We start from the raw sequence: 22,913 nt of genomic DNA, 5'->3' as shown, positions 1-22,913 counted from the left end.
ATCTGAGTCGCAGGCCGAATGCAGCCTGATTTTAGCTCAGGAGCCAATCCTACCAAAAGCCCACGGCGTCGGAAATAGGCATTTGACGCAAAGCCCTGCCTCTCCCTTTGATCTCAGCGATCATAGCGTAACTGATCTACAATGCTTGGGGTGTTTATGGGCGGAAAAATGGGTGCGATCGCGGTAGCAATTTTGGCGGCGGGTAAAGGCACTCGCATGAAATCTAGCCTACCGAAAGTTCTACATCAGCTAGGCGGACGCTCCCTCGTCGAACGCGTGTTAATGAGTGCGACAGATCTCAATCCGTCTCGCTCGTTAGTGATTGTGGGCTACGAAGCGGATCAGGTCCGCTCCGATCTGCAAACGCTGCCGAATTTAGAGTTCGTCGAACAAACGCAGCAGCTTGGCACGGGGCACGCGGTGCAGCAGGTCCTCCCCCATCTTGAGGGGTTCGACGGTGATCTACTCGTCCTCAATGGTGACGTGCCGCTGCTGCGTCCCCAAACGCTGCAGAATCTGCTTCAAACTCATCAGAAGCACGGCAATGCCGCGACAATCCTCACGGCTCAGCTCGACAATCCCACCGGCTACGGTCGAGTCTTTTGCGACCAGAACTACCGCCTCCAGGAAATCATCGAACATCGCGACTGCACCCCTGAGCAACGCCAAAATCAGCGGATCAATGCCGGAATTTACTGCTTCCGCTGGTCTGCCTTAGCAGAGGTACTGCCCAAGCTCACCGCCAACAATGATCAGAAAGAATATTACATCACCGATGCCGTTAACTATCTCGATCCAGTGATGGTGGTAGATGCCGAAGACGAGCAAGAAATTTTAGGCATCAACGATCGCAAACAGCTCGCCACCGCCGCTAAAATCTTACAAAATCGCGTCAAAGATCACTGGATGGCCGCAGGCGTCAATTTAATCAACCCCGACAGCATCACCATTGATGAAACGGTGACGCTCAAAGCAGACGTGGTGATCGAACCCCAAACCCATCTACGGGGCCAAACCGTGATTGAAGCAGGCTGTCGCCTCGGTCCCGGCAGCTTAATTGAAGATAGTCACATCGGGGCCAACGCCACCGTTCTCTACTCGGTGGTCTCTGAGAGTCAGGTGGGGGAGCAAACCCGCATTGGCCCCTACGCTCATCTCCGCAATCAGGCCCAAGTGGGCGACCGCTGCCGGGTGGGCAACTTTGTTGAACTAAAGCAAAGTCACATTGGCCAACAGACGAACATTGCTCATTTGTCCTATCTGGGGAATGCGACCCTCGGTGAACAGGTCAATATCGGGGCAGGGACAATTACAGCCAACTATGATGGTAAAGAGAAGCACAAAACTTACATTGGCGATCGCACCAAGACTGGTTCAAATACCGTGCTGGTGGCTCCCCTCACGCTTGGGCCTGACGTGAACATTGCCGCAGGCTCCACGGTGACAGAGGATGTTGATGGGGACGCCCTTGTGATTGCCCGCGCTCGGCAAGTTGTGAAACCGGGTTGGCGGCCTAAGGCTGAGAGCTAACGTGAGCGCATGATGCTTGCCGAGCGCGTGGAGACCTCAGCAGCAGCTTCGAATAGCGAAGTTGATTAAAGATAGATATGGCGAGACTCAGTGAACGACCTGCGCGGCGGCGAATTGAAAAGGCTGTGAGAACGAACCAGCCTCCAATGACCTTCCGGCGACGGTGGCGCTATTACTATTTTCGTCTCGTCCGCCTGCGAGGCACCCCAGAAGCCATTGCGCGGGGTCTAGCCGTGGGAGCCTTTGCGGGTATGTTCCCGGTCATGGGCTTCCAGATTATTTTTGGTGTTTTACTCGCGATTTTGGTGCGGGGCAATAAAATTGTGGCCGCCGCCGCCACCTGGATCAGCAATCCTTTGACTTATTTTCCGCTGTTCGCATTCAACTTTCAGATCGGGCAATGGCTCCTGAGGACCGATCATCTCAGCTTTGCTCAACTTGAAAATATTCGCGACCTTCGTCAGCTCCTACACTTGAGCGGTGGCTTCTTGGCCACTCTCTTTGGCGGCTGTCTACTGATGGGAACGCTAGCTGCCGTCCTCAGCTACGTGGGTGGACGCTGGATCATTGCTCGACTCCGAAGACGGCACAAAAAACGGAGGCGTCAGCGTCGACTTAAGAGATCGGAAAAAGCAGGGGGCTGAGCGAGAACTCCCGCCGCTGTCTCAGCGGCAAGGGGCTTCGAGAACAGGTATCCCTGAGCATATTCGCAACCTAGCTGCTGGAGCTGAAGGGCCTGGGCCTGGGTTTCAACACCTTCTGCAACAACTTGCATCCCGAGACTGTGGGCCATCGCCAGGGTGGCTTCAACAATCCGTAGGCCGTTGTCTTGATCTTCAATGCGGTTGATAAAGGAGCGATCCACCTTCAAGATATCCACCGGAAAGCGATGTAGATAACTAAGGGAAGAGTAGCCAGTACCAAAGTCATCAATGGCGAGTTGAATATTGCGATCTCGCAGAGCCGTCAGCACCTGACTGGCTGCCTCGGGATTATCCATTAAGGCACTTTCCGTAATTTCCAGGGTCAGTAAATGACCCTGCAGCTCCATTTGCTCCAGGAACTGGTCAATTCGATCAATGAGGTCGGGCTGAGAAAATTGCTTGACCGATAAGTTGACGCTCATTTTCAGCGTCGGGACCGTTTCACCACCCAGCATTTGCTGCCAAGTGACGAGCTGCTGACATGACTCCTTCAGTACCCAAAGCCCAATGGGCACAATGAGACTCGTTTCTTCAGCAATGGGGATAAACTGCCCGGGAGAAACCAGCCCGCGCTGAGGGTGATGCCAGCGGACTAAGGCTTCAAACCCAGTGATCTCAAGGGTCGTCAGGGAAATAATGGGCTGATAGTTCACCAAGAATTCTTGACGCTCAATAGCCCGCCGCAGATCAGTCTCAAGACGAAGTTGAGTCTGAGCGTGCTGGTGCATCGCGGTATCAAAGACCTGGTAGCAGGCTTTACCCAAAGTCTTGGCACGGTACATGGCAATGTCGGCATCTCGCAGCAGCGCCTCAGGCAAATCATAGGCGCGAGATCCCATTGCAATGCCCACGCTGGCGCTAATAAAGATTTCTTGTTGCCCCAGCTGAAACGATTGTGTCAGCTCCTCCAATAGCTGCTGTCCCACATCCGTTGCCGCCTCTAGGCCGGGGATTTCGTCCAATAGTAGGGTAAATTCATCTCCGCCAAATCTTGCCAGCGTGACGTTCTCAGGGATCACGTTGGCAAGACGTTTAGCGACCTGGATCAGCAGCTGATCGCCGATCAAATGCCCTAAAGAATCGTTAATAACTTTGAAGCGATCGCAGTCTAAAAACAACACCGCAAAGGCATAGTTTTCTTCCTGCTGGGCCCGCTTGATGGACTGCTGCAGCACTTTCATAAACCAGGCCCGATTGGGTAGGTCGGTCAAATGATCGTGCCAGGCCATATGCGCCAATCGCTCCTGCGCCTGCCGTCTTTCCATGACCTCCTGCTCAAGATCATGTTTGGTGGCCTGCAGCTCTGCTGTCCGCTCAGTCACCCGCTGCTCGAGCTTGGAATTAAGCTGTTCTACCTCAGCCTTGGCTCGCTGGAGCTGGAGATGATTCTCAATGCGGGCGAGGACCTCCATCACTTCAAAAGGCTTGGTCACATAGTCAACGCCACCGGCCGAGAAAGCTTTGACCTTGTCGAGTCCCTCATCAAGGGCACTGAGAAAAATGATGGGAATCTCTCGCGTTTGTGAATCCTGCTTGAGTTCTTGACAGACTTCGTAGCCATTCATGTCTGGCATATTGATATCCAGCAGGATTAAGTCTGGCAGTATGGCTCGAATGCCCATAAGTGCAGTGGAACCATTGATCGCCCGCCGCACATCGTACCCTGCTTGGGTCAGCATCGAATGCAGGAGACGGAGATTGTCGGGCCGATCGTCAACGATTAAAATTCGTCCCTGCTGTGTGGAGCCTGTCGAGTCTGTAGAGAGCGACTCGGGGGTTGGCGACTGTAGCGAAGGCCGCTCTGAATCCACTGGCCCAATATTCAGGACGGAGAATGGCAGCTGATCTGCATTGGTAGACTCTGCACTGAGAGCACAAGCCTTAGATTCTTGAACGCTATTCATTACTTCCATGCTATCAGAGATCTCTGTACTGGCCTTAGAGTGCCCACATGAGGGAGAACTTCATCATGATGGGGAATTGTTAACGGATATGCAAGGGGCAAGTCATGAGGTGCTTCGTGATGACTGGATTTAAAGGCTCTCTGTTAACTGAACCAACTTATCAAATTGAAAGGCTTGAACCAGCTTATCAATGGCAGCTTTGAGTTCTGCATCTTCGACTAGAGCAATGAGCTGCAACATCTGTGTTTCGTCAAGACGGATGGCGGCATCATGCAGCTGATGAATCAGCTCGGTGGGCAAGGTGGATAGCGCAGCGGTTGTCAAACTGGGAGAGGCAGAGGTTGAAGAAGGGGCGGCCTCTTGGGGCGATTGCTGATAGCGGTAGCGGACTCCCAAATGCTGGGCGATGCTCTCAAAAAGCTCGTGGGCCTGGAATGGCTTGCGGATAAAGTCATTACAGCCGATGGCAAGGGCATGAGCGCAGGTTTCTTGAAAGGCATTCGCGGTGAGTGCAATGATCACGGCTTCTGTTTCACGATTTTGTGAAGCTCTGATGTGTTTAACCGCTTCATATCCATCAACCACTGGCATCTGCAAATCCATCAAGATTAGGTGCGGGTGCCAAGACTGCCACTGCTCAATGGCGACTTGACCATTCTCGGCCTCTTGAATTTCAAAACCTAAGCTCTCTAGAAGCTGCACGATTAAGTGCCGGCTTTCCCAAGTGTCATCTACGACTAAAACTCGGTATTGAGGCTGACCTGGGGTGAGCCCCATGATACGGCCGAGCGAAGCCGTCTGCGCTTCGACATGATCGCGGGTGTGAACTGGAATGGTAAACCGGACGGTTGTTCCCTGACCCAGCTGGCTTTTAATGCTAAGGTCACCGCCCATCAGTTTGATAAATTTGTGGCTAATGGGTAGCCCAAGGCCTGTCCCTTCGTTAGAGTTGCGGCCACTTTCGGTTTGAGTAAAAGGCTCAAAGATAGTCGCGAGTTCATGCTCAGCAATCCCGTGACCGCTGTCTTCCACTTCGAAGCTGAGGCAATAATTGTAGTCAGAGGATGTCTGCTGCAGCGGGGCAGATGCGATCTGCAGGGTCACACGCCCTTGATCCGTAAATTTGATGCTGTTGCTGAGCAGGTTAATCAAAATCTGCCGCAGTTTACCTTCATCTGCTGAGATATATTGTGGCAGCTCAGGCGAGCGCTCTAGAACGAGCAGCAGATCTTTGTCGAGTGCCTTAATCTGCAGCATGGCGTCGAGGGCGTCGAGCAGCCCGTGCAGATCAAAGTCGGTGAGATGAAGAAGGGTACGTCCTGCTTCAATCTTTGACATCTCTAAGATGTCGTTGATTAGACCTAATAGGTGTTCGCCGCTGCGATTGATGATTGTGAGGCTATCCTGCTGGTCTGTGGTTGTCGTCTCATTGCGCTGCATCAGCTGGCTAAAGCCGAGAATGGCATTGAGTGGGGTGCGCAGCTCGTGGCTCATGTTAGCCAGGAATTCGCTTTTGGCTTGGTTCGCGGCCTCTGCATACTGCTTGGCCTCTTCTAGCTGCCGTCGCTGCTGCGTTTCTTGCTCTAGGAGTCTAGCTTGGGCGATCGCAATGCCTAGCTGAGCGGCCACGGCTTCTAAGAGGTCGATTTCGTCTGGGTGCCAATCACGGATGCGATCGCACTGGAACAGCAAGATTGCCCCGTTGATCTCACTTTTATACGATGTACGAATTCCAGCAACTGACTGTACATCGATAGTGGCTAAAAAGTCTGTAAGCTGGGCTAGTCGAGCGTCTCTCTGTACATTTTGTGAGACAACGGCCTGATCGCGAACAACAAGCTGGTCAATGAAGGTGTGACCCGATTGAGGGAATTCAACGTCTAAAACTGATGACCAATTTCCATCTAGATATTCTGTAATCAAGGGCTGATGGGTGTCGGCAGCGTCAATATGCGTGAAAATCAAACAGCGGCTAACCTGAAAGACTTGCCCTAGCTGCGTCGCTGCCGTTTGCAGCGTCTCTTGAGGATCTAAACTTTGATTGGTTGCCTGGGTGATTTGCCCCAGCAAGCTCACCCGCTGTAGCTGCTGCTTGAGTGCTTGCTGAGTCCAGTAGCGATCTAGACTGAGGGCAATACTGTTCGTCAGAGAAAACAGGGCGTGAAAGAGAACCGGCGCGAGCGGCTGTTTGGCGTAGAGGGTCACCATCCCCAGCAGGCGCTCTTCGTAGATGAGGGGATACCCCGCAAAAGCGACAAGCCCTGCTTCCTGCAGCCACTCCTCTGAAATGGTGGGATCTTGCGGGGCTGAATTCGTCAGATAAGCCTGTTGCTGTTGGGCCAGACGGCCCAGTACGGAAGTCTCTAGAGACGCCTTGTCCTGATCGTTGATCCGCTCAGGTGACAGCCCCGCACTGGCCTGGAGTTCTAACCTATTCTCGGCGGTGTTTAGGGTCCAAAGCTGAGCCAGCGTGACGGGTAAATGCTCAATCATGGCATCGGTGCAAATTTGCAGCATTGTTGAGAGCTGCGTCCCCTGAGCGAGGGCGGCACTAATTTCTGCCGATAGCTCGGCTAGATCAACCCGGTTTTCTAAGGCGGCTTGCGATCTCATCCGTTCCAGCTCAGATCCGGCCCGCGCCGCAAAGATCTTCAAGATCAGGTCTTGGGTTTCAAAATCTTCTGTACCCGTCAGTGGTTGAGTATCCATCGCCACCAAAAGCCCGAGCACATTCCCCAACGGATCAACAATCTTCTCTCCCAGATAGGACTCCACCTGCAGCGTAGCTAGCGCAGCATCCTGCGGATAGCGATCTTGAATAGAGTGAAGACAGCGGAACATAGACCCCTGCAAGACATCAAAACTGGGCGTCCCCGCGAGACTGTACTCCAAATTTTCAGAGAAATCACCCTCTTTCCAGAAGGCCAGCGTCCGGGCTTTGGTCTGCTCAGCATCTATAAACTCTGCCAAAAAAATGTAGCGGACGGTCAATAGCTTTGCCAAAGACCAGACACAGGCGCGGAAAAACTCATCTCCTACTTGGGCTGCTGTCCCGGCGACGATCAGCTTCAGAGCCTGTTCCCGCTGTTTGCGCTCGGTGATATCTCGAAAAGACCAAATGCGACCGTAATAACCGGCCTCAGAACAAACAGGCGAAGAAATACGCTCCAGGATACGACCATCCCGAAAGATGATCTCGTCCTGACTCGTCATTTCTGGATGGGCCAATAGCTGATCGATTTTGGTAGTAAACTCCTGCGGCTGCTCTAGCTGCGTCAGCACATACTGAACCAGCTGGACATTATCCCGCGATGCTAAGATCTCCTCTGGAACCCGCCAAAGCTGGCTGAACTGTTCGTTGTAATAGGTCACCTGTTGGTGTTCATCAACAACCAGCACACCATCTAAGGTTGCCCCTCGCTGGGCCTCCAGAATGGCGTTGTTACGATTGAGGGTGGCCTCGACCTGCTTCCGAGCCGTGATATCTTTCATAACCGATAAAATCACCGGCTCTTGTCCTAAAGATATCTGCTCCTTAGAAAGCAATATGGTGCGAGTCTCTCCGCTCAAGTGGCAAATCTGAAGTTCGTAATTATGCAAGTCCTGATTTTTTTGGATCAGGTTCTGCAGTGGAGTTGAGGCGTCAGCATCTTCCCAGACCTGCCAGTCTAGGGCCGTCTGAGCCTCTAAATCAGCCAGAGTGAAATCAAAGAACATTAAAAAGCTATAGTTCGCTTCAATGTACTGTCCTGTCACCGAGGTAATCACCATCGGATCTGGATTTCCGTAGAATGCTTTAGAAAATTTTTCCTCAGACTCTCTGAGCGCAGCAGTGGCTAGCTGGCGTTCGTGGGCTTCAATTTGCAGCTCCTGGGTGCGGGCTTCCACCTGATCGCTTAAGGTTTCATAGAACAAAGCATTCTGCAGAGAAATCGCGGCTTGAGCCGTTAGAATTTGCAGAATCTGCAGGCGGTCGTGGCCGAAAGCGCCCGCAAGCTGATTGTTCTCAAGATAAAGCAGGCCCAGAGGCCGCCCTCTGTGCTGAATGGGCATGCACAGCACAGACCGAGATTGAGAGTCCCTGATGTGAGCATCGCCCACAAAGCGTGGGTCGGTGCGGGCGTCGTCGAGGACCACGGCCTCTTGCTTGTGATGAACGTATTGGACCACTGCGGTTGCATAGGGTTTCGGTTCAGTACTTTCTTGGCAAGAAAGTACCTGCTGACCGACACAGTAAGTTTTGCACTGCAGACGATCATCCTCCTGCAGGAACAGGGCACCGGTCTCTGCACCGGCGTTTTTCTGAATCACCTGCATGATTTTCAGGAGCAGCTTATCGAGCTGAATGTCTTCAGCAAGCACCTGAGAGGCTTTCGTGATTGTGCTCCAGTCCAGGGAATCTAGGCTGGCTTGGTGGAGGCTGCTGTGGGTTGTCACCATCCCCTGTAGTGTAGTCATCGTAGAGGGCGGAGACATTCTTGCCGTTGGGCCAGCAGGCAACCACTGCGGATAGCGTTTTTCTAAGTCGGCAGCTTTTGTCTGAGCGCCCCAGCGAAGATAGCCATAATAGGCTTCTGTCAGATAGGTTTGAGCGATCCTTTCTCGTCCCCAATCTTGATAAAAAAGCCCCGCTCGTTCATTCGCCAGAGCAACCTCCTGTAAATATCCATGCTCCTTTGCGCCCTGAATCGCAAGGTCATAGGTTTCCATTGCGTCACGTTGGCGGCCCAGAACCCAGTGCTGTTCTGCGGCGACTAAATGCACTTTGTGTGCAAAGTTCATGGGGGCAGCGTCAGCCCACTGCTGCAGTTGACGCTGATAATCTCTAACCTGCTTTAGGTACCGCGCCTGCTCTGCAGCCGTTGCCTCTGGATACAGCGCCAGTAGCGTCAAAGCATGATAGAAGCAAAAGACACCATAGGCGAGCTGACAGACAACAACCTCTAGTTCAGCAAGACCAAGCTTTGCCTGCTCTAAGGCGAAGGAGTAATCCTGCAGGAGGTAACCGAGAAAAAGCTGATTAAGATGCAGGGTATGGATCGTGGTTCGGGTGCCGGATTGTTTGTGCTCAGCCAACATCTGTCGCTGATCATAGAGTTGGCCTTCAAGCCGTGCCGGGTATTCAGTCAGCTCCGTTAAATTTAAAATGACTTGGCCATAGATAGCGGCTTGATCAAGCTGACACTCTTGTTTCAGGCTACCGATCGCTTGGTGGTGGCGAGTGATCTCTTGATGGAGGGTGCCTAGGTCGCGCCCCATCCACAACGAATGCTTTGAATGGAAGAGCAAGGAGTAGGCCGCATGCTCTAGATCGCCGATTTCTAGGGCAACTGTGTAGTTTGTGAGCAGTGGTTTCAGCGTTTCTTCAAGATGAACTTTCCAAATCTTTGTCATGCTGTTGACAATGAAATGGAGGGCCGCTTTGCCCCCAGAGTTCGGAAATTTTTCGAGAAGCGCTAGACCCAAATTTCCGAGACGGTAGGTCGCATCTAGGTCGCCAAAGACTTTCCACAGCGTTACTCCATAGATGCCATAGGCAAGGGGTGCTGCATCACAGTTCCCTTTGCAATGCAGCACCCGCACACGCTTGAGAACAAGCAGGGCAAAGAGTAATGGATCAACAATGAAAGAGACCGGAAGTAATTTCTCTGTAATCTGCATGGCGGCCAGGGTGTTCGGGTCTGTCATGACCGGTAAATCAGCAAGACTTTCGATGGACTGTCCCGCCAGCCGTAGCTTCGTCTTCGCCATGGAGGCCATCGCCTTCAACTGGCTTGGGTAGGCCGGGAGATGAAGACCCAAAGCACCAAGGATTTTAAGACCGGTTGAGATCGCATCTCTTCCCCGATTCTGGGCCTTATAGGCTTCGATCCGAATTTCGCAAGCTTTAATCTGATAGAGCGGCTCATTTGTGTGATCAAGAATCGTCTCCACCGCCTGTTCTGACTGCTGAAAATCACCTTGGAGATAAGCCGCCTCTGCAATACATTCATACAGCGCCAGCCTTAGGTCAACATGAGTCTCCCAGCTCCCTGACTCCGATTCAATCTCCAGCAAGCGGATTCCCGCCCTGCCATAGTCAACAGCTGCAGCATAGGCATTGGTCGCCAGCGCCTGCTGGCTGGCTCTGTAGTTAAGATGTACCAACTCCTCTCGATCCGTTGTGGAGGTGATCAGCGCAGCACCTAGGTTTAAGTGGGCGACCAGCTCATAAATGTGATCAGAGAGCTGCTCAGGACCCAGGGTTGACCGCCAAAGCTGCCCAATCTGCCAGTGAAGGCTGGGGCGCTGTGCTTCTGGCACGAGTTCATAGGCAGCCTGCTGCACTCGATCGTGGAGAAATTTGTAGATACAGCTCTCAGCAGTGGCATCCCGAAGAGAATCGCTAGAGGCCGGGGTTTGATAAAACTTATAGATTTCATTGAGGGGCAAGATAAGCTCCCCTTCGAGAGCTGGCCAGAGCGCCGCAGCCACCTGAGATTCTGACTGCTGAGCAACGGCGGCCAGAGTTTTAAGATTGAACTGATTGCCAAGACAGGACGCAAGCTGTAAAACAGACTGCGTTGCAGGCGCTAACTTCTGCAGTTGAGCGACCATAAACGCCACGACGTCAGAACGAGTGGCAGCCAATTTGATCTGAGTCATGTCGCACTGCCAACGAGCAGACTCAGAATCAAACCAAATCAGATGCTCTCGGTAAAGAGACTGCAAAAACTGGCGACTAAAAAAGGGATTTCCTTCGGTTTTGTTGAACGTCAAATCTGCCAGCGGCACCGCTGCCTCAGCAGAGCAATTAAGCGTATCGGCAATCAGCGCCTGCAGAGCTGACTGTGGTAGAGCCTCCAATGTCAAAGTACTCAAGTTAACCTTCGTCTGCTGCAGCTCATAGATCAGCATCATCAGGGGATGTGACGAAGTGACCTCGTTGTCGCGATAGGCCCCGATCAGCAGTAGGTGAATATTGGGAATCTCGGTCAGTAAACGCTGCACAAGCTGTAGAGAAGCTGAGTCAATCCACTGAAGATCATCAAGGAACAGAACTAGCGGATGTTCAAGCGTCGCAAAAACCTGGATAAATTTGCTAAACACTTGGTTGAAACGATTGAGCGCAGCTTCCGCTGCTAGCTCCGGCACAGCCGGTTGGGGGCCAATAATGTTTGCCAGTTCTGGGATCGAGTCAACGAGAACCTGAGCGTTGTTGCCTAAAGCCTGGATCAAATTCAATCGCCAAACCTGTAAAGCCTCGTCACTCTCTGCGAGTAGTTGTGAGATTAGGTTCTGCAGTGCCTGTACAAAAGCGGAAAACGGCACATTGCGCTGAAACTGATCAAATTTCCCCTGAATAAAATATCCACGCTGGCGCAGAATCGGCTGATGAATCTCGTTAATGACCGCAGTCTTACCAATACCTGAAAAACCTGACACCAAGAGTAGCTCAGCGCAGGACAACTGGCTCAAGCTCCCCGATGCCCCAAGCTGTGGAGCATCTTTTGCTTCCGCCGTTTGAGGCTCTGAGCGGGCAACTCGTTCAAAAGCGGCGAGTAGCCTCTCGACTTCTAGTTCTCGACCGTAAAGCCGATCCGGGAGGGTAAAGCGATCGCAAATATCGTGAGTACAGAGTTCAAAATCTACCCACTGTTTTTGGGTTGGGTGGCGCTGCAGCCACTCTAGGTCATACTTCAGTCCCGCCGCAGATTGATAGCGATCCTCCGGGTTCTTAGCCAAAAGCTTCAAGATCAGCTGCGAGAGCAACATCGGAATCTCTGGCCTGAGTTCATGGATGGGGGTAGGCTGCTGGGCAATATGGCAATACACCATCTCCATCGGATCCGCGGTCTGAAACGGAAGCGTACCGGTGAGCAACTCATAGAAAGTCACTCCAAGAGAGTAAAAATCGCTGCGATAGTCAATCCCGCGATTCATGCGACCGGTTTGTTCTGGCGAGATATAGGCCAGCGTCCCTTCCAACGCATTGGGATGCTGACTCTCCTGCATGGATCGCGGGAGAATAGAGGCGAGGCTAAAGTCCGTGAGCTTTATACAGCCCGTTTCTGGCTGAATCAGAATGTTAGCAGGCTTGATATCTTTATGAACCACTCGTTGCTGATACAGATCGGAGAAAATCTGAGCCAGTTGAGCCGCAATATCGAGAAACTTCGCAATCGAGAGCCGTTGCTTAGCCAGACGCCGCCGATAGACATGCAGAGACACTAACCCCTCATCAGCCATGACCATTGATAAACCGGCTCGCTGAGTCGCCTCTAAGCTTAGGGGTTTAACGATACCGGGGAAATTGAGCTGCTGGGTAATGGTGTAGTGGTTGCGAAAATGAGCCAGCTCGGTCAGGCTGGGATAATTTTGCTTCAGCGACTTGACTATCACAGTCTGAGAGTCGCGCTGACAGCGATAGACTACAGTTTTCTCACTGTCGTAAAGGGTCTCAAGAAGCTGATCGCTGGGGGACATTTGCATAACACTGCAATGGCGGTTGACGCACGTCTTCGCTCGAATAACTCAGTAAGCACAAAGACGCGGATGTACTCTCTCTTCCCTAATTTGAAATAGTATTCCCACATCTTGGCCCGTTCGATCATTGCAACGAATTTTGCCGCTGATGTTGAATATGACATCTATTGCAATCTTGGGTCTCGCTTCGCATTTTAGAAAGAAGCCTGAATTTGTCATAATGGAGAAGCCGCATTGCGTAAACCCATGCCCTTCTCGGAATCGCCCGCGTCTCGTTCTTACAGCCAAGAAGATATTCAACAGATTTTAAATGTTGCGATCGCACAGCAAAACTATGAGGGCGAATTCTCTCATGACCAGCTGCTAGAAATCGCAGCAGAAATGGAAATTCCCACCGCGACACTGCGACAGGCGGAACAGCTATGGCAACAAGAGCAAAGTGGCCTCCAGCGGCGTCAAGCCTTTAATGGCTACCGGAAAGCAAAATTAAAGCGACGGGTCGGGCGCTACGCCATCGTCAATACAGGACTATGCCTACTGAATGGATTGACCGGGTTTTCTTTTCTGTGGTTTCCGCTCTTGGCGCTGCCGTGGGGAATCATGCTCGGCTTAAATGCCTGGAATATTTATCATACCCAAGGCGATGCTTACGAAAGAGCATTTCAGCGCTGGAACCGCAAGAAGATTGTAGGGCAATGGTTTCAGGCCCGTGCTAAGCGATTATTTCCAGGATAAGTCGATCGTACTGTCATAAGAGAGGGCGCTCTAACTATTGGGGAATGAGATCGCCGTGATCATACCTTTAGGTCATCCGCAGGACTTAACTCCGTCTCTGGCAGCAGGCCGCTTGGGAACAGTCGCAACTACTGTTTTTGATAGAGCATCTTGAGCAATTCATCTAGTTGACCCGGAGGACAGACATCGAGCAAAGCATCGAAGACCTCTGAAAGTCGTGCAGCGGTTTCGCCCAGTGTCGGACTCATATCCCAGACGTCTTGTACCCACTCCTGCGGTTTTTCGTCAACGAATATCAGGCGTTCTAGAATCTGCTTGGCTTCGCTATTAGATAAAGGCATCGGCTACCAGGTAGGATCGCTAAATAGATTAATCGTGAGTTGAGAATGGCCCGGCGGTACCGAGCTGATGCAGCAACATCGATCGCCGAGTTCTGTAACTTCAACTTCACAGGCATGACAAGACCCCATTAAACACCCCGTAGGGATAGTAATGCCAGCCCGTTCAGCAACGCTTAGCAATCCTTCGCCAACTTGGGCTTCAACCGTGACATTATTAGGCAAAAAGTGAACTGAGACACTCACAATAGGCACTCTCTAAAGGTGAACGGGTAACCATCTGACCCTTCCTGTCTACCTACTGTAGCTAATCTTTCTGGGATGGGACTAGAGAATCACAGTATCTTTCCGTGTGATTTGCGAGACGACCTTTTCCATTGCGGTCCCTTCCAAGTAATTTTTGGAGTAGCGATTAGGCTTGCCACACGGCTCAAGCGGGATTTGCTGCTGTTTGTCAGTCCGCTTAGAAGTGGAATTGGGGGAGAAACTCTTAGGTAGGACAGGCTGGGAGAGCTTTTTAATGGCCTGCTGTGCCCAGAGTTGCACGTTAGAGCTATTACTGGTGGCGAGGGTCAGACAGAGCGAAATAGCCCGTTCCCTCTGCCCCTGCTTCAGATAGATCTCAAGGAGGCGTTTCTTTGACAGTAGAAACGCTCTTGTTCCTTGCAAACGCAGGGACTGTAGACTTTTCGCTTTTGGCTGAGGGGGAATACTTTGAGGGGTACGATCCGCAGAGCAAAGAATTGCTGTTGAAGTTGAGCGGTTCGGTGACAGTGCCTTGATAGTTCGCTGTGCCCATTCTCGCACCTGAGAATTTTGACTCGTCGCTAAAATGCAGCACAGTGAATAAGCCCGCGTGCTTTGTCCATTTCCTTGATAGGCCTGTACAAGATGCATCTGGGCCTGTAGATAAGGATGAGATGCTGGCCTTGCTTGCTTGAGAATATCTTCTAAAGAAGAGACCGCTTGTGAGTATTGACCATTGCTTAAGATTGCAATGCCAACGCGCAGCTGATCTCGAAGAGCTGTCATAGGGGAACCTCGATCTCATGAGTAGGACTGGAGATTGCTGAGCGCTAATAACGTTGGAGCAACTCGTTAGGGTAAGTCGAAAATGCTTTTCTAAAAGGTCAAAAAGACAACGACATAACTTTGCTAACCAAGCAGCGATGCCGTTGTTTGATGAGAGTATCAGCCCAGTCTTCAACTCTCACTGATCCAGATCACGCACCCTCAAGTTTTCTACTCCTGGAGATTATCTTGGTGCTGACGTTTCTCCAACTCAGCCGCATAAAAATCCATGCACAGCTATGTCGTCTTTAGACCTATTCAATACACCTTGTCTCAATCGCTACATTCATTACTCTTGCTGCAACCTGCTTGTTTTCCCCAGCCTGGGGAAAACTCAATTATTGATGCATGTGTCGGTCCCGACAACAATCCCTTCATCAGCTCACCAGCCTAGTCTTACGTGAGTTCGACGCTAAATAATAGCTGTGGGCAGTGCTTGCATCTCATCGGGAGTCAACTCTATCGATGTTTTCATCAGATGGTAGGAGTAGGCAATCAAGCCTCCCAAAAGATTCGCTAAAAAATTAGGGCCACTGCGGTGTCGAGTCTATTCAATCTGGCAAATGTTCTTGAGCTAGTCATTGACCGATTCAATCGGCGCCCGTTTACGCAAGAGCACCTTATCCATCTGACCTTGTCTTGAAAAAGTGGACACTCCATTCAAGGAAATGACTCAGGAGACTGTTCACATGACACAAAAGAAATGCAGACTATTCGCTGACCTTGCCCCGAACTCAACGATATGAAGACTTGGTGGCGGCAACTGAAAGCTCACGAGATATCAGAGCGAATGCTCAGCAATGAATATGATTTAGCGATTGCGGTAGTGAAGAGAATGCAAGCTCAGGGGAAGAAGGGCAAACACAAGATCAATCGTCTCGAGCTTAAGTCGATATAGATACTGATATAGCGATCATAAAAAAGAAATTTCAAACTGCAAGCAATTTTTTGTGACTTTAATTACAATCTCCCTGGCGCAAAATACGCATATTTTATAGTAAATTAACTTATACAAAAAAATATACGTTCAAAGCATTTTTTTGCAGTCAGCACAAAATAAATTGATGTACAATTTCATGGTATGTATACCGTCTTAGCAAACATCTAAATCATTTTGTGAGGAGCGGAATATATTCGTTCTGATACTGAAGAAAGATGCATTTGGGTGATTTTATCTGCATTTCTGCTCGATTTAATTATTTTCAGGCTATTTAGATAAATAGTCTTGTTTTTCCTGGATAAGCTCAGTGCAAGTATACGAGCTGGCATCTTCAATGGGGGTTGAAGAGAGTCATGATGCTCTTTGCAATGACTTATCAGGAGCAATGTTATTGGGCCAAAAACATGATTATGATTGACTCTCCACCTATTGAGAATTCCTTAGGATTCTTAGCACTGGTTAGCTACGTCATTACGCTAATGCCGAGTATTGCTCGCGTTGTCTTCCCGAAGTCTAAGAAATCGCTCCTGCCTAAGTTGTTACTCAAAAAACGCCGTTTAATCGGCGTTTTAGCGTTCTTGTTCGCTTTTTTGCATGGCTGGCTACTGATCCACAAACGACATATTGATTTTGCCGATCTCAAGACCTCTTGGGTTTACTCTCAAGGGATTGCCACAATGGTCATCTTTACCTTGCTAGCAGCAACCTCAAATGATTGGAGCGTCAAAGCTCTAAAAAAGAACTGGAAACAGCTTCATCGGCTCACTTATATCGCAATGTTTCTTTTGACTTGGCATGTGTGGGACAAAATGTCAGGGCACTGGACATATATTACGCCGATTAGCATGGCAGCAATTTTGACAATCACCACTTTATACATAATTCGTCTATGGCGAGAACGTAAGACTCTCAATCAATAGAAAAAGAGGTTCTCGATATCAAACTGCAGCAATATACGACTGCAGTCAGTTGGTTCATTAATTTCTTGACTGAAACACCTTGAAAATAGGACATGTTGGGTATGAAATCTCAAGTCTCTCGAAAGCAGGCCAAATCGGTATGGCCGCTCATGAATCTAATTGTTGCCATTGCACTCTTCGGGGTCGGTGGCGTGATTTGGCAGGGAATCGGGTTGCGATGGTCGGTCACCGGCCTTCAGTCTTCGCAAAGTCCGGCTTTCTCGGCAAAAGCTGTCGAGTCCATTCCCGCTGCTCTCACTTTCGATAATCAAGGCACCTGGGTTTACGCCATCGTCGTTAGCCCAGATGGCTCTACTCTTGTCAGTGGAGGCTACGACGGCCAGCTCAAGTGGTGGAACTTAAAAACAGGCTCACTCATTCGGACAACTCGAGGGCATGCAGACGCCATTGCCTCCCTGGCAATTAGCAACAACGGTCAAACTCTTGTTAGCGGCAGTTGGGACAATCGCATCAAGATTTGGGATCTAAAAACAGGACATCTGCAGCGGACCCTGCGGCACGATGATGATGTCAAGGCAGTTGCCCTCAGCCCAAACGGCAATCTTTTGGCCAGCGGAGGTACTGATAAGACACTGCAAATTTGGGACCTCACCACAGGTCAACCTCTTCATCGCATGACAACAGATACTTGGATTCAATCAGTGGACTTCCATCCTGCAGGTGGTCAGGTGGCCTGCGGGAGCCAAAGTGGTCAAATCAATATCTGGCAACTGTCTCAACACCGTAAACCTCAGCTTTCACAAACTCTGATGGGGCATCAAGAAGCAGTTGGAACCGTTCAATTTAGTCCTGATGGTCAGACCTTAGCCAGTGGCAGTACGGACAGAACTATCAAATTATGGGATGTCCACCAGGGCAGACTCCTCAAAGGTTTGGCTGGTCATATGGCCCCGGTTCGATCCGTTGCCTTTAGTCCCGATGGCAAAACCCTGGCGAGCAGTAGTCATGACACCACCGTCAAGCTGTGGAATATACAAACGGGCAATATCTTGGGCCGATTGACAGAACATCGCCAAGCAGTGTGGACTGTTGCCTTTAGTCCCGATGGACAGCGGGTGGCGAGCGGCAGCAGCGATGCCACGATTAAGTTAGCACCCATCCAGCACCTGACGCGTGCGCTTAAAGCCAGTTACCCACTAAAACATAGGGCGCCCAATGGGCCGGAGATCGGTAGTCGGGATCTTTGAGCAACGATAGTTGTGCCTGTCTGAGCGCCTCTGCCTTGTTCAACCTGCCTTGACTCAGCTCTCGATAGAAAGCGCGGATAAATTGTGCCCCGGATTCGTCATCCAAATACCACAGTGATCCAAGGGTACTCCGCGCACCCGCTTGCACAGCCACTCCCGACAGCCCTAAGGCTGCTCGCGCATCGCCAGCTGCTGTTCGACAGGCACTCAAGACCAGAAGTTCAATGGGTTGTGTGCGGGTTTGCTCACTGTTGCGTAGAAGCTCATTGAGTTCATTGATCTGAATGGGCTGATCATAGGCCAAGATAAAGGTGCCGTTGGAGCTAGAACTGAACTCTCCGTGGGTTGCCAAATGCACCACTGGGAACGATACTCCCTTGATCTGGTCCTGAAGTGCCTTCCTTGTAAAGCGCTGATCTAGCAAAACTTGACCGGAGGCTGCGGCTTGAATTTGCTCTAATTCCTTGCGAACATTTTTGAGGGCAGGGAAACCATGACGACTTTCAGCTAGCCCTCCAGCCAAGATTTTCAGATTTTGAGTCTCCAATGGACGCGGGTTTAGCAACTGCAGCCCCGGGGCCAAGGCAACGCTGTAGCGCTCAATGAGATACTGACTGCCATCATAGAGAGCCGCCATCGGAATATTGCGCAAGGCTCCATCAAGGACAAAGACTAAGGTGTCTATCTGTTGCTGGGCTAAATCTTGCTCGGCAGGCTGAATCAACCAGCGATAAATCGTTTGACCTAATGCTTTACCTTCTGGCGCGATGTAGGGTTTCTCAAAAAAGGTCCGTGCCTGTGCAACAGCACTTTCAACCTCTGACTGCGGAATAGGGACTGGGTAATGCTTAAGGGGTTGCTCAGGCAGGCTGAAGATTACCTCTAGGCGATCACTCAACACGATGGGATATAAAACCGCCGCATTCTTTTGGTCTACTTGGTCAACAGCAACGCGCTGTCCCTCCAGACAGGCTGATCGGAAGAAATTTTCTAATTCGACCAGCTGCAATGCCTCAATAACGTTACGAGCTTCTTGAATCTGAGCTTGGCTCGATGCTTGGGGTTGGAGGAGTAAATCCACTAAATCGCGGTATACCGGTTCAACGGTCTGCTGAAACGAAAACTGAACATCCGGATTGATGGCGACTAAATTACTACGGAGAGCCTGCAAGGTTTCGAAGGCATTTTCATAGGCCTTTGTTGCCGCTACCCAATCTCCCTGTGCCTTTAAGATCCGTCCCTGCTGCCAGTGCCACTGATAGCTGATGTCGGTGGCATTGGCAGTCTGCGCCAAGGAGAGGGCTTTCTGGGTTAGGTCTGCGGCAATAGCCCACTGTTGGTTTTGCTCATAGAGCTGCCCTAGATAGCCTAAAGCGTAGGACTCTGCGCGCGGATCGTTAAGCTGTTGTGCTTGCTGCAGGGCTGGCGTCATCCACTGGGCAATTTGGCGCCAAGATAGATCTCTGGGTGAGAGTTCTTGCTTGAGCTGAACTAGACTGCGCCCGAGATTGATCTGGCTATATACGGTTTCTCGACTAACCGGTAGAGCCTCAATCTGAGCTTGGATCTGTGGCCAAAGTTGTTCCGCCTGCTGCTGATTACTTTGATTAAGCGCAACCTTAAGCTGATTGAGCTGAGCCTGAACGCGGAGAGTCGCGATCGGCGACTGTGCAGCAGCACGATAATGCTGAAGTGCTCCTGACCATTGCTGCTGAGCATAGGCGGTATTCCCTAAGCTCAGGTAGCTTGCAAAAGGGCTAGAGCCTGAATCTTGCGCTATTTCTAAGCTTGCTTGCAATGTAGCTTGTGATTGCTCAAGGTCACCCACCAAACGGAATGTATTCCCGAGGCTACGAAGTCCTGTGGTTCTAAGATTTGAGTCTGTCTGCTGTTCTAGAGTCTCCTTAACTTGCGCTAGAGTCTTGCGAGCTCTCAGATAGAATCCCAGCATTTGCTGAGCCTGGGCTTGGTTGATAAGACTTCCGACTTGGCCTGCGGTATCTCCTGACTCAGCATAGATTTGAGCGGCACGCTTCCAAGTCGCCAGTGCCGCTGTAGGTTCGGACTGGGCAAGCTGGAGACTGCCTTGGGTATTGAGGGTCTGGGCTAACTGGAGTCGAGCACCGGGTTGGTCTGTCAATAGTTCGCGGCTGCGGTCATTAGCCGTCTGAGCCTCTGACCATTCTCCGAGTTGTTGATGAGCCGATGACAAATGATTTAGAAGCACAGCTTGATTTAGGCCGTCTCCTTGGGATTCTGCAAGCCGCTCCAGTTGCTGCCAAGCTGAGATCGCGGCCGTAAACTGACCTGACTGATAATGGTTATGACCCTGAACCCACAGGTCCTCGGTAGGGGCCACTTCTACCTGAGTTGCTTCTGCTGGGACAATCTGCGGCAGGGGTAATGATTGTATGTCCTTCGTTTGGGCAATGCCTGGGTTGAGGTTAAGAAAGATGACAAGACCTACGCCACCCCAAAAATATCCAAGGTGACTCAGCTTTTTAGGGATTTTTAGTTTCAATGTTGTTCGGGCCATGATGTGACCGTTAGAGCCGTAGATGGCTCATGCCGACATTTCTCCGCCACAGGATCACTCCTTAGTATAGAGGGTTACTTCCCTTGAACCGATAGGTCACGGCTGAGGTCAATACGGATCTATTCTTTAGCCCTTCTCCTGTTGGGGAACGGCTGCGGCAATCTGCTGGGAGATGAAGGGTAAAAGCTCTTGGTTTTGACTAATAATGGGTCCTTCAGTGAACACCACTAGGGTATAGGGATAGTGTTGAGGCAGTTCGATATAGGCGGCATCATGCCGTACGGTACTGGTCCAACCTGCTTTAGACCAGACTTGAGCATTTGGGGGCAGTCCACCGCCGAGGAATCCGGTGATCTGGTTTTCAGGGTCTGCGGTAAGGTCGTTAGGGCTTAGGCTGCGTTGCATGAGGGCTGCCATTTGTTGCGATCGCAACCCCGAAACAGCCACACCCCCCATCACACTGTGAATTAATCGCGCCACCGCATCCGTCGTCAGCATATTGCGATTTTGATTGGCGACAAAGAGACTTTCCCGACCGTAAGGACCATCTCCCCAGGTTTTCTGGTTGATATTGACCGTCTCTAGCTCCAGCCAATCGAGGGACTGAAAATAGCGATTCACCAAATTCCTTTGGTGTTTCCAAGTCTCAAACGGCTCTGAAGGTAGCTCTGGGCCGCTCGTGGTGCCCGTCAACATATCCACCACCAGACTCGTCGCATCATTGCTAGAGTCGGCAATCATATCCCGCATCGCCCGCTCCAGTTCAACCGACGGCGGCAGCATCCCCGTTTCTAGCCACTCGTGACAGGCTACTAGATAGAAGAGTTTAACCACACTCGCTGGATAAATCCGCTCCATCCCCCGATAGCTAAAACCTCGCACAGGATACTGCCAGAACGTCTGGGCATCCAGTGCCCCCCCAGTGTTTGTCGGGAACGGCGGATCGTACACCAACCAAGTCAACGCAATTTGATTGCGCGGCAAGTCTGGGAACTTTTCCCAAGCTGCCTCTAAAATTTGATTCCCGTGGGCAGCAAGTTCTCCATCAGCCTGAAAAAATGGCATGGCAGGTAAGACAATGACAGCAGTTCCTCCGCACACTACCACTGCTCTACTTGCATCGCCAAGCTATAGTCATTCCCTAAATTACTCGTTAATTTTTGCAGAATAAAGACCTGTGCAATTTCTGAACAATGATTCAATTCAGGGATCAGTTGGGAAAGCTTAATAAAGAGTCAGAATCAAAGACAGCTAGCTCTAATGCAGAGGAATGCATTGACAGAGCTATCTTTACTGATGAAGACTAATGTAAGATTGAAAACTTAAAACCAGCAGTGGGCGCAGGAGATACACGTGGCAGGTCATAAAATCCTAGTGATTGATGACAGTAAAGTCATCCGGATGCGAGTCAGGGACATGCTTCCAGACGGTGACTTTCAGGTTCTAGAAGCCAAAGATGGCGTCGAGGGGCTGAACTTGATTCGTCAAGAGCGTCCTAACCTAATCATGCTAGATTTCTTGCTGCCGCGCCTCAGTGGCTGGGAAGTTTATCAAGAGCTCCAGCTTGAGCAAAGTCTGCAGGCTATTCCCCTTGTGATTATGTCAGGGCGGAAAGAAGAAGTCACCGACAAGCTATCAGAGCCATTTGAGTTTTTTGAATTTATTGAAAAACCCTTTGAGAAGCATCAGCTCCAAGGTGCAATCAAAGGTGCAATCACAAAATCGAAGCAACCCCGCATCAGAACAGGGGCGGCCCCTCTCAAAGTTGCAGCGCCGTCTATCGATACCTCAGAAGTTGCTGCTCTCCATCAAAGAATCGAGGGTCTCGAAGATGAAGTCGCTAATCTAAAGAAAGCGCTGGCTCAGCTCGTTAAGTTCGTGAAGCAAAAGATCTAATCAAGCTCTCGTCGCCCCTCAAGCGCACGCGCTAACGTCACCTCGTCGGCATACTCTAGATCGCCCCCCATGGGTAATCCAAAGGCAATGCGGGTCACCCGCGTAAAGGGCTTCAAAAGCTGCCCTACATACAACGTTGTCGTTTCGCCCTCAACGCTGGGGTTGATCGCTAAAATGACTTCCTTAATGTCATCAGACTGACCCACTCGCTGCACCAAAGCCTGAATATTAAGCTGCTCAGGCCCCAGACCATCCATAGGTGAAATCAAGCCGCCGAGCACATGGTAACGGCCCCGGAACTCTCTTGTCTTTTCGAGGGCAATCACATCTCTGGAATCAGCCACCACGCAGAGTGCTGCTCCCTCACGGTTAGGGGCGCGGCAAATATCACAGACCGGCTCTGCTGAGAGGTGAAAACAGACCGAGCAAAACCCAACCTGCTGCTTCGCTTCGACTAGGGCCTGTGCCAGGGCACGAACCTCTGTCTCAGGTCGTTTGAGGATGTGTAGCGCTAACCGCTGCGCTGTTTTAGGACCAACGCCAGGGAGGCGCTGGAGTTGCTCAACAAGGCGAGCTAGCGGACGGGTATAAACAGTACTCAAGCTGGCGGTTCCTTTAACCTATCG

Annotated in this window: 14 protein-coding genes and 1 pseudogene; 6 read left to right on the top strand and 9 right to left on the bottom strand. The window is 50.9% G+C overall.

Annotated elements, in window-relative coordinates:
• Positions 1 to 168: 168 nt before the first annotated feature.
• Both glmU and C1752_RS09135 read left to right on the top strand, forming a co-directional pair.
• Positions 169 to 1,530 (top strand): bifunctional UDP-N-acetylglucosamine diphosphorylase/glucosamine-1-phosphate N-acetyltransferase GlmU, encoded by a 1,362-nt coding sequence (gene glmU / locus C1752_RS09140; protein WP_110985843.1) that lies wholly within the window; start codon positions 169 to 171, stop codon positions 1,528 to 1,530.
• A gap of 77 nt (positions 1,531 to 1,607) precedes the next feature.
• Positions 1,608 to 2,174 (top strand): DUF2062 domain-containing protein, encoded by a 567-nt coding sequence (locus tag C1752_RS09135; RefSeq protein WP_110985740.1) that lies wholly within the window; start codon positions 1,608 to 1,610, stop codon positions 2,172 to 2,174.
• Here the strand turns inward: C1752_RS09135 and C1752_RS09130 are convergent.
• Entirely contained in the window at positions 2,135 to 4,147 is a 2,013-nt protein-coding gene (locus C1752_RS09130; RefSeq protein WP_233501486.1) for a two-component system response regulator, read from the bottom strand. The genes C1752_RS09135 and C1752_RS09130 overlap by 40 nt on opposite strands.
• A 120-nt stretch (positions 4,148 to 4,267) precedes the next feature.
• The gene (locus C1752_RS09125) at positions 4,268 to 12,610 is read right to left on the bottom strand and encodes a GAF domain-containing protein (protein ID WP_110985739.1); all 8,343 of its coding nucleotides are present in this window, start codon (positions 12,608 to 12,610) and stop codon (positions 4,268 to 4,270) included.
• Between the two features lie 240 nt (positions 12,611 to 12,850).
• On the opposite strand from C1752_RS09125, the gene C1752_RS09120 reads away from it, so the two are divergent.
• A complete protein-coding gene (locus C1752_RS09120) occupies positions 12,851 to 13,339 on the top strand; it encodes a 2TM domain-containing protein (protein WP_110985738.1) in 489 nt (162 codons plus the stop codon).
• A 128-nt stretch (positions 13,340 to 13,467) separates the two neighbouring features.
• On the opposite strand, the gene C1752_RS09115 is transcribed toward C1752_RS09120, so the two are convergent.
• The 4 genes and pseudogenes from C1752_RS09115 to C1752_RS30585 all read right to left on the bottom strand — a co-directional run.
• Complete coding sequence (locus C1752_RS09115; RefSeq protein WP_110985737.1) at positions 13,468 to 13,680, bottom strand: hypothetical protein; 213 nt, start codon at positions 13,678 to 13,680, stop codon at positions 13,468 to 13,470.
• 3 nt (positions 13,681 to 13,683) lie between these two features.
• Positions 13,684 to 13,923 carry a 2Fe-2S iron-sulfur cluster-binding protein gene (locus tag C1752_RS09110; RefSeq protein ID WP_110985841.1) on the bottom strand — a complete coding sequence of 80 codons (240 nt, stop codon included), beginning with the start codon at positions 13,921 to 13,923 and terminating at the stop codon, positions 13,684 to 13,686.
• Between the two features lie 81 nt (positions 13,924 to 14,004).
• The gene (locus C1752_RS09105) at positions 14,005 to 14,709 is read right to left on the bottom strand and encodes a hypothetical protein (protein WP_110985736.1); all 705 of its coding nucleotides are present in this window, start codon (positions 14,707 to 14,709) and stop codon (positions 14,005 to 14,007) included.
• Positions 14,710 to 15,160: 451 nt separating this feature from the next.
• Positions 15,161 to 15,376: pseudogene (locus tag C1752_RS30585) on the bottom strand (transposase); the annotation flags it as partial.
• A 716-nt stretch (positions 15,377 to 16,092) separates the two neighbouring features.
• Between C1752_RS30585 and C1752_RS09100 the strand changes: the two are divergent.
• Both C1752_RS09100 and C1752_RS09095 read left to right on the top strand, forming a co-directional pair.
• Positions 16,093 to 16,608, top strand: coding sequence for a ferric reductase-like transmembrane domain-containing protein (locus tag C1752_RS09100; protein ID WP_110985840.1), 516 nt, complete (start codon positions 16,093 to 16,095; stop codon positions 16,606 to 16,608).
• A 101-nt stretch (positions 16,609 to 16,709) separates the two neighbouring features.
• The gene (locus tag C1752_RS09095; protein WP_158535046.1) at positions 16,710 to 17,855 is read left to right on the top strand and encodes a WD40 repeat domain-containing protein; all 1,146 of its coding nucleotides are present in this window, start codon (positions 16,710 to 16,712) and stop codon (positions 17,853 to 17,855) included.
• Here C1752_RS09095 and C1752_RS09090 read toward each other — a convergent pair.
• Complete coding sequence (locus C1752_RS09090; protein ID WP_110985734.1) at positions 17,788 to 20,391, bottom strand: CHAT domain-containing protein; 2,604 nt, start codon at positions 20,389 to 20,391, stop codon at positions 17,788 to 17,790. The genes C1752_RS09095 and C1752_RS09090 overlap by 68 nt on opposite strands.
• Positions 20,392 to 20,517: 126 nt before the next feature.
• Entirely contained in the window at positions 20,518 to 21,456 is a 939-nt protein-coding gene (locus C1752_RS09085) for a serine hydrolase (protein ID WP_110985733.1), read from the bottom strand.
• A 288-nt stretch (positions 21,457 to 21,744) separates the two neighbouring features.
• Here C1752_RS09085 and C1752_RS09080 point away from each other — a divergent pair, with 288 nt between their 5' ends.
• The gene (locus C1752_RS09080) at positions 21,745 to 22,287 is read left to right on the top strand and encodes a response regulator (RefSeq protein ID WP_110985732.1); all 543 of its coding nucleotides are present in this window, start codon (positions 21,745 to 21,747) and stop codon (positions 22,285 to 22,287) included.
• Here the strand turns inward: C1752_RS09080 and recR are convergent.
• Entirely contained in the window at positions 22,284 to 22,889 is a 606-nt protein-coding gene (gene recR, locus C1752_RS09075; RefSeq protein WP_110985731.1) for a recombination mediator RecR, read from the bottom strand. The genes C1752_RS09080 and recR overlap by 4 nt on opposite strands.
• Positions 22,890 to 22,913: the final 24 nt, after the last annotated feature.

The organism is Acaryochloris thomasi RCC1774 (assembly GCF_003231495.1).
In the GTDB taxonomy this organism is placed as follows: domain Bacteria; phylum Cyanobacteriota; class Cyanobacteriia; order Thermosynechococcales; family Thermosynechococcaceae; genus RCC1774.
Note: the sequence above shows the minus strand (reverse complement) of the source record. Positions and strands in the feature narration are given on the sequence as shown.

What these genes read in the sequence shown, in the direction of transcription:
- C1752_RS09085 (WP_110985733.1), bottom strand. Translation starts at nt 21,456, where the DNA reads ATGCCATTTTTTCAGGCTGATGGAGAACTTGCTGCCCACGGGAATCAA.
- C1752_RS09120 (WP_110985738.1), top strand. Translation starts at nt 12,851, where the DNA reads ATGCCCTTCTCGGAATCGCCCGCGTCTCGTTCTTACAGCCAAGAAGAT.
- C1752_RS09090 (WP_110985734.1), bottom strand. Translation starts at nt 20,391, where the DNA reads ATGGCCCGAACAACATTGAAACTAAAAATCCCTAAAAAGCTGAGTCAC.
- C1752_RS09125 (WP_110985739.1), bottom strand. Translation starts at nt 12,610, where the DNA reads ATGCAAATGTCCCCCAGCGATCAGCTTCTTGAGACCCTTTACGACAGT.
- C1752_RS09115 (WP_110985737.1), bottom strand. Translation starts at nt 13,680, where the DNA reads ATGCCTTTATCTAATAGCGAAGCCAAGCAGATTCTAGAACGCCTGATA.
- C1752_RS09130 (WP_233501486.1), bottom strand. Translation starts at nt 4,147, where the DNA reads ATGGAAGTAATGAATAGCGTTCAAGAATCTAAGGCTTGTGCTCTCAGT.
- C1752_RS09095 (WP_158535046.1), top strand. Translation starts at nt 16,710, where the DNA reads ATGAAATCTCAAGTCTCTCGAAAGCAGGCCAAATCGGTATGGCCGCTC.
- C1752_RS09100 (WP_110985840.1), top strand. Translation starts at nt 16,093, where the DNA reads ATGATTATGATTGACTCTCCACCTATTGAGAATTCCTTAGGATTCTTA.
- glmU (WP_110985843.1), top strand. Translation starts at nt 169, where the DNA reads ATGGGTGCGATCGCGGTAGCAATTTTGGCGGCGGGTAAAGGCACTCGC.
- C1752_RS09135 (WP_110985740.1), top strand. Translation starts at nt 1,608, where the DNA reads ATGGCGAGACTCAGTGAACGACCTGCGCGGCGGCGAATTGAAAAGGCT.
- C1752_RS09105 (WP_110985736.1), bottom strand. Translation starts at nt 14,709, where the DNA reads ATGACAGCTCTTCGAGATCAGCTGCGCGTTGGCATTGCAATCTTAAGC.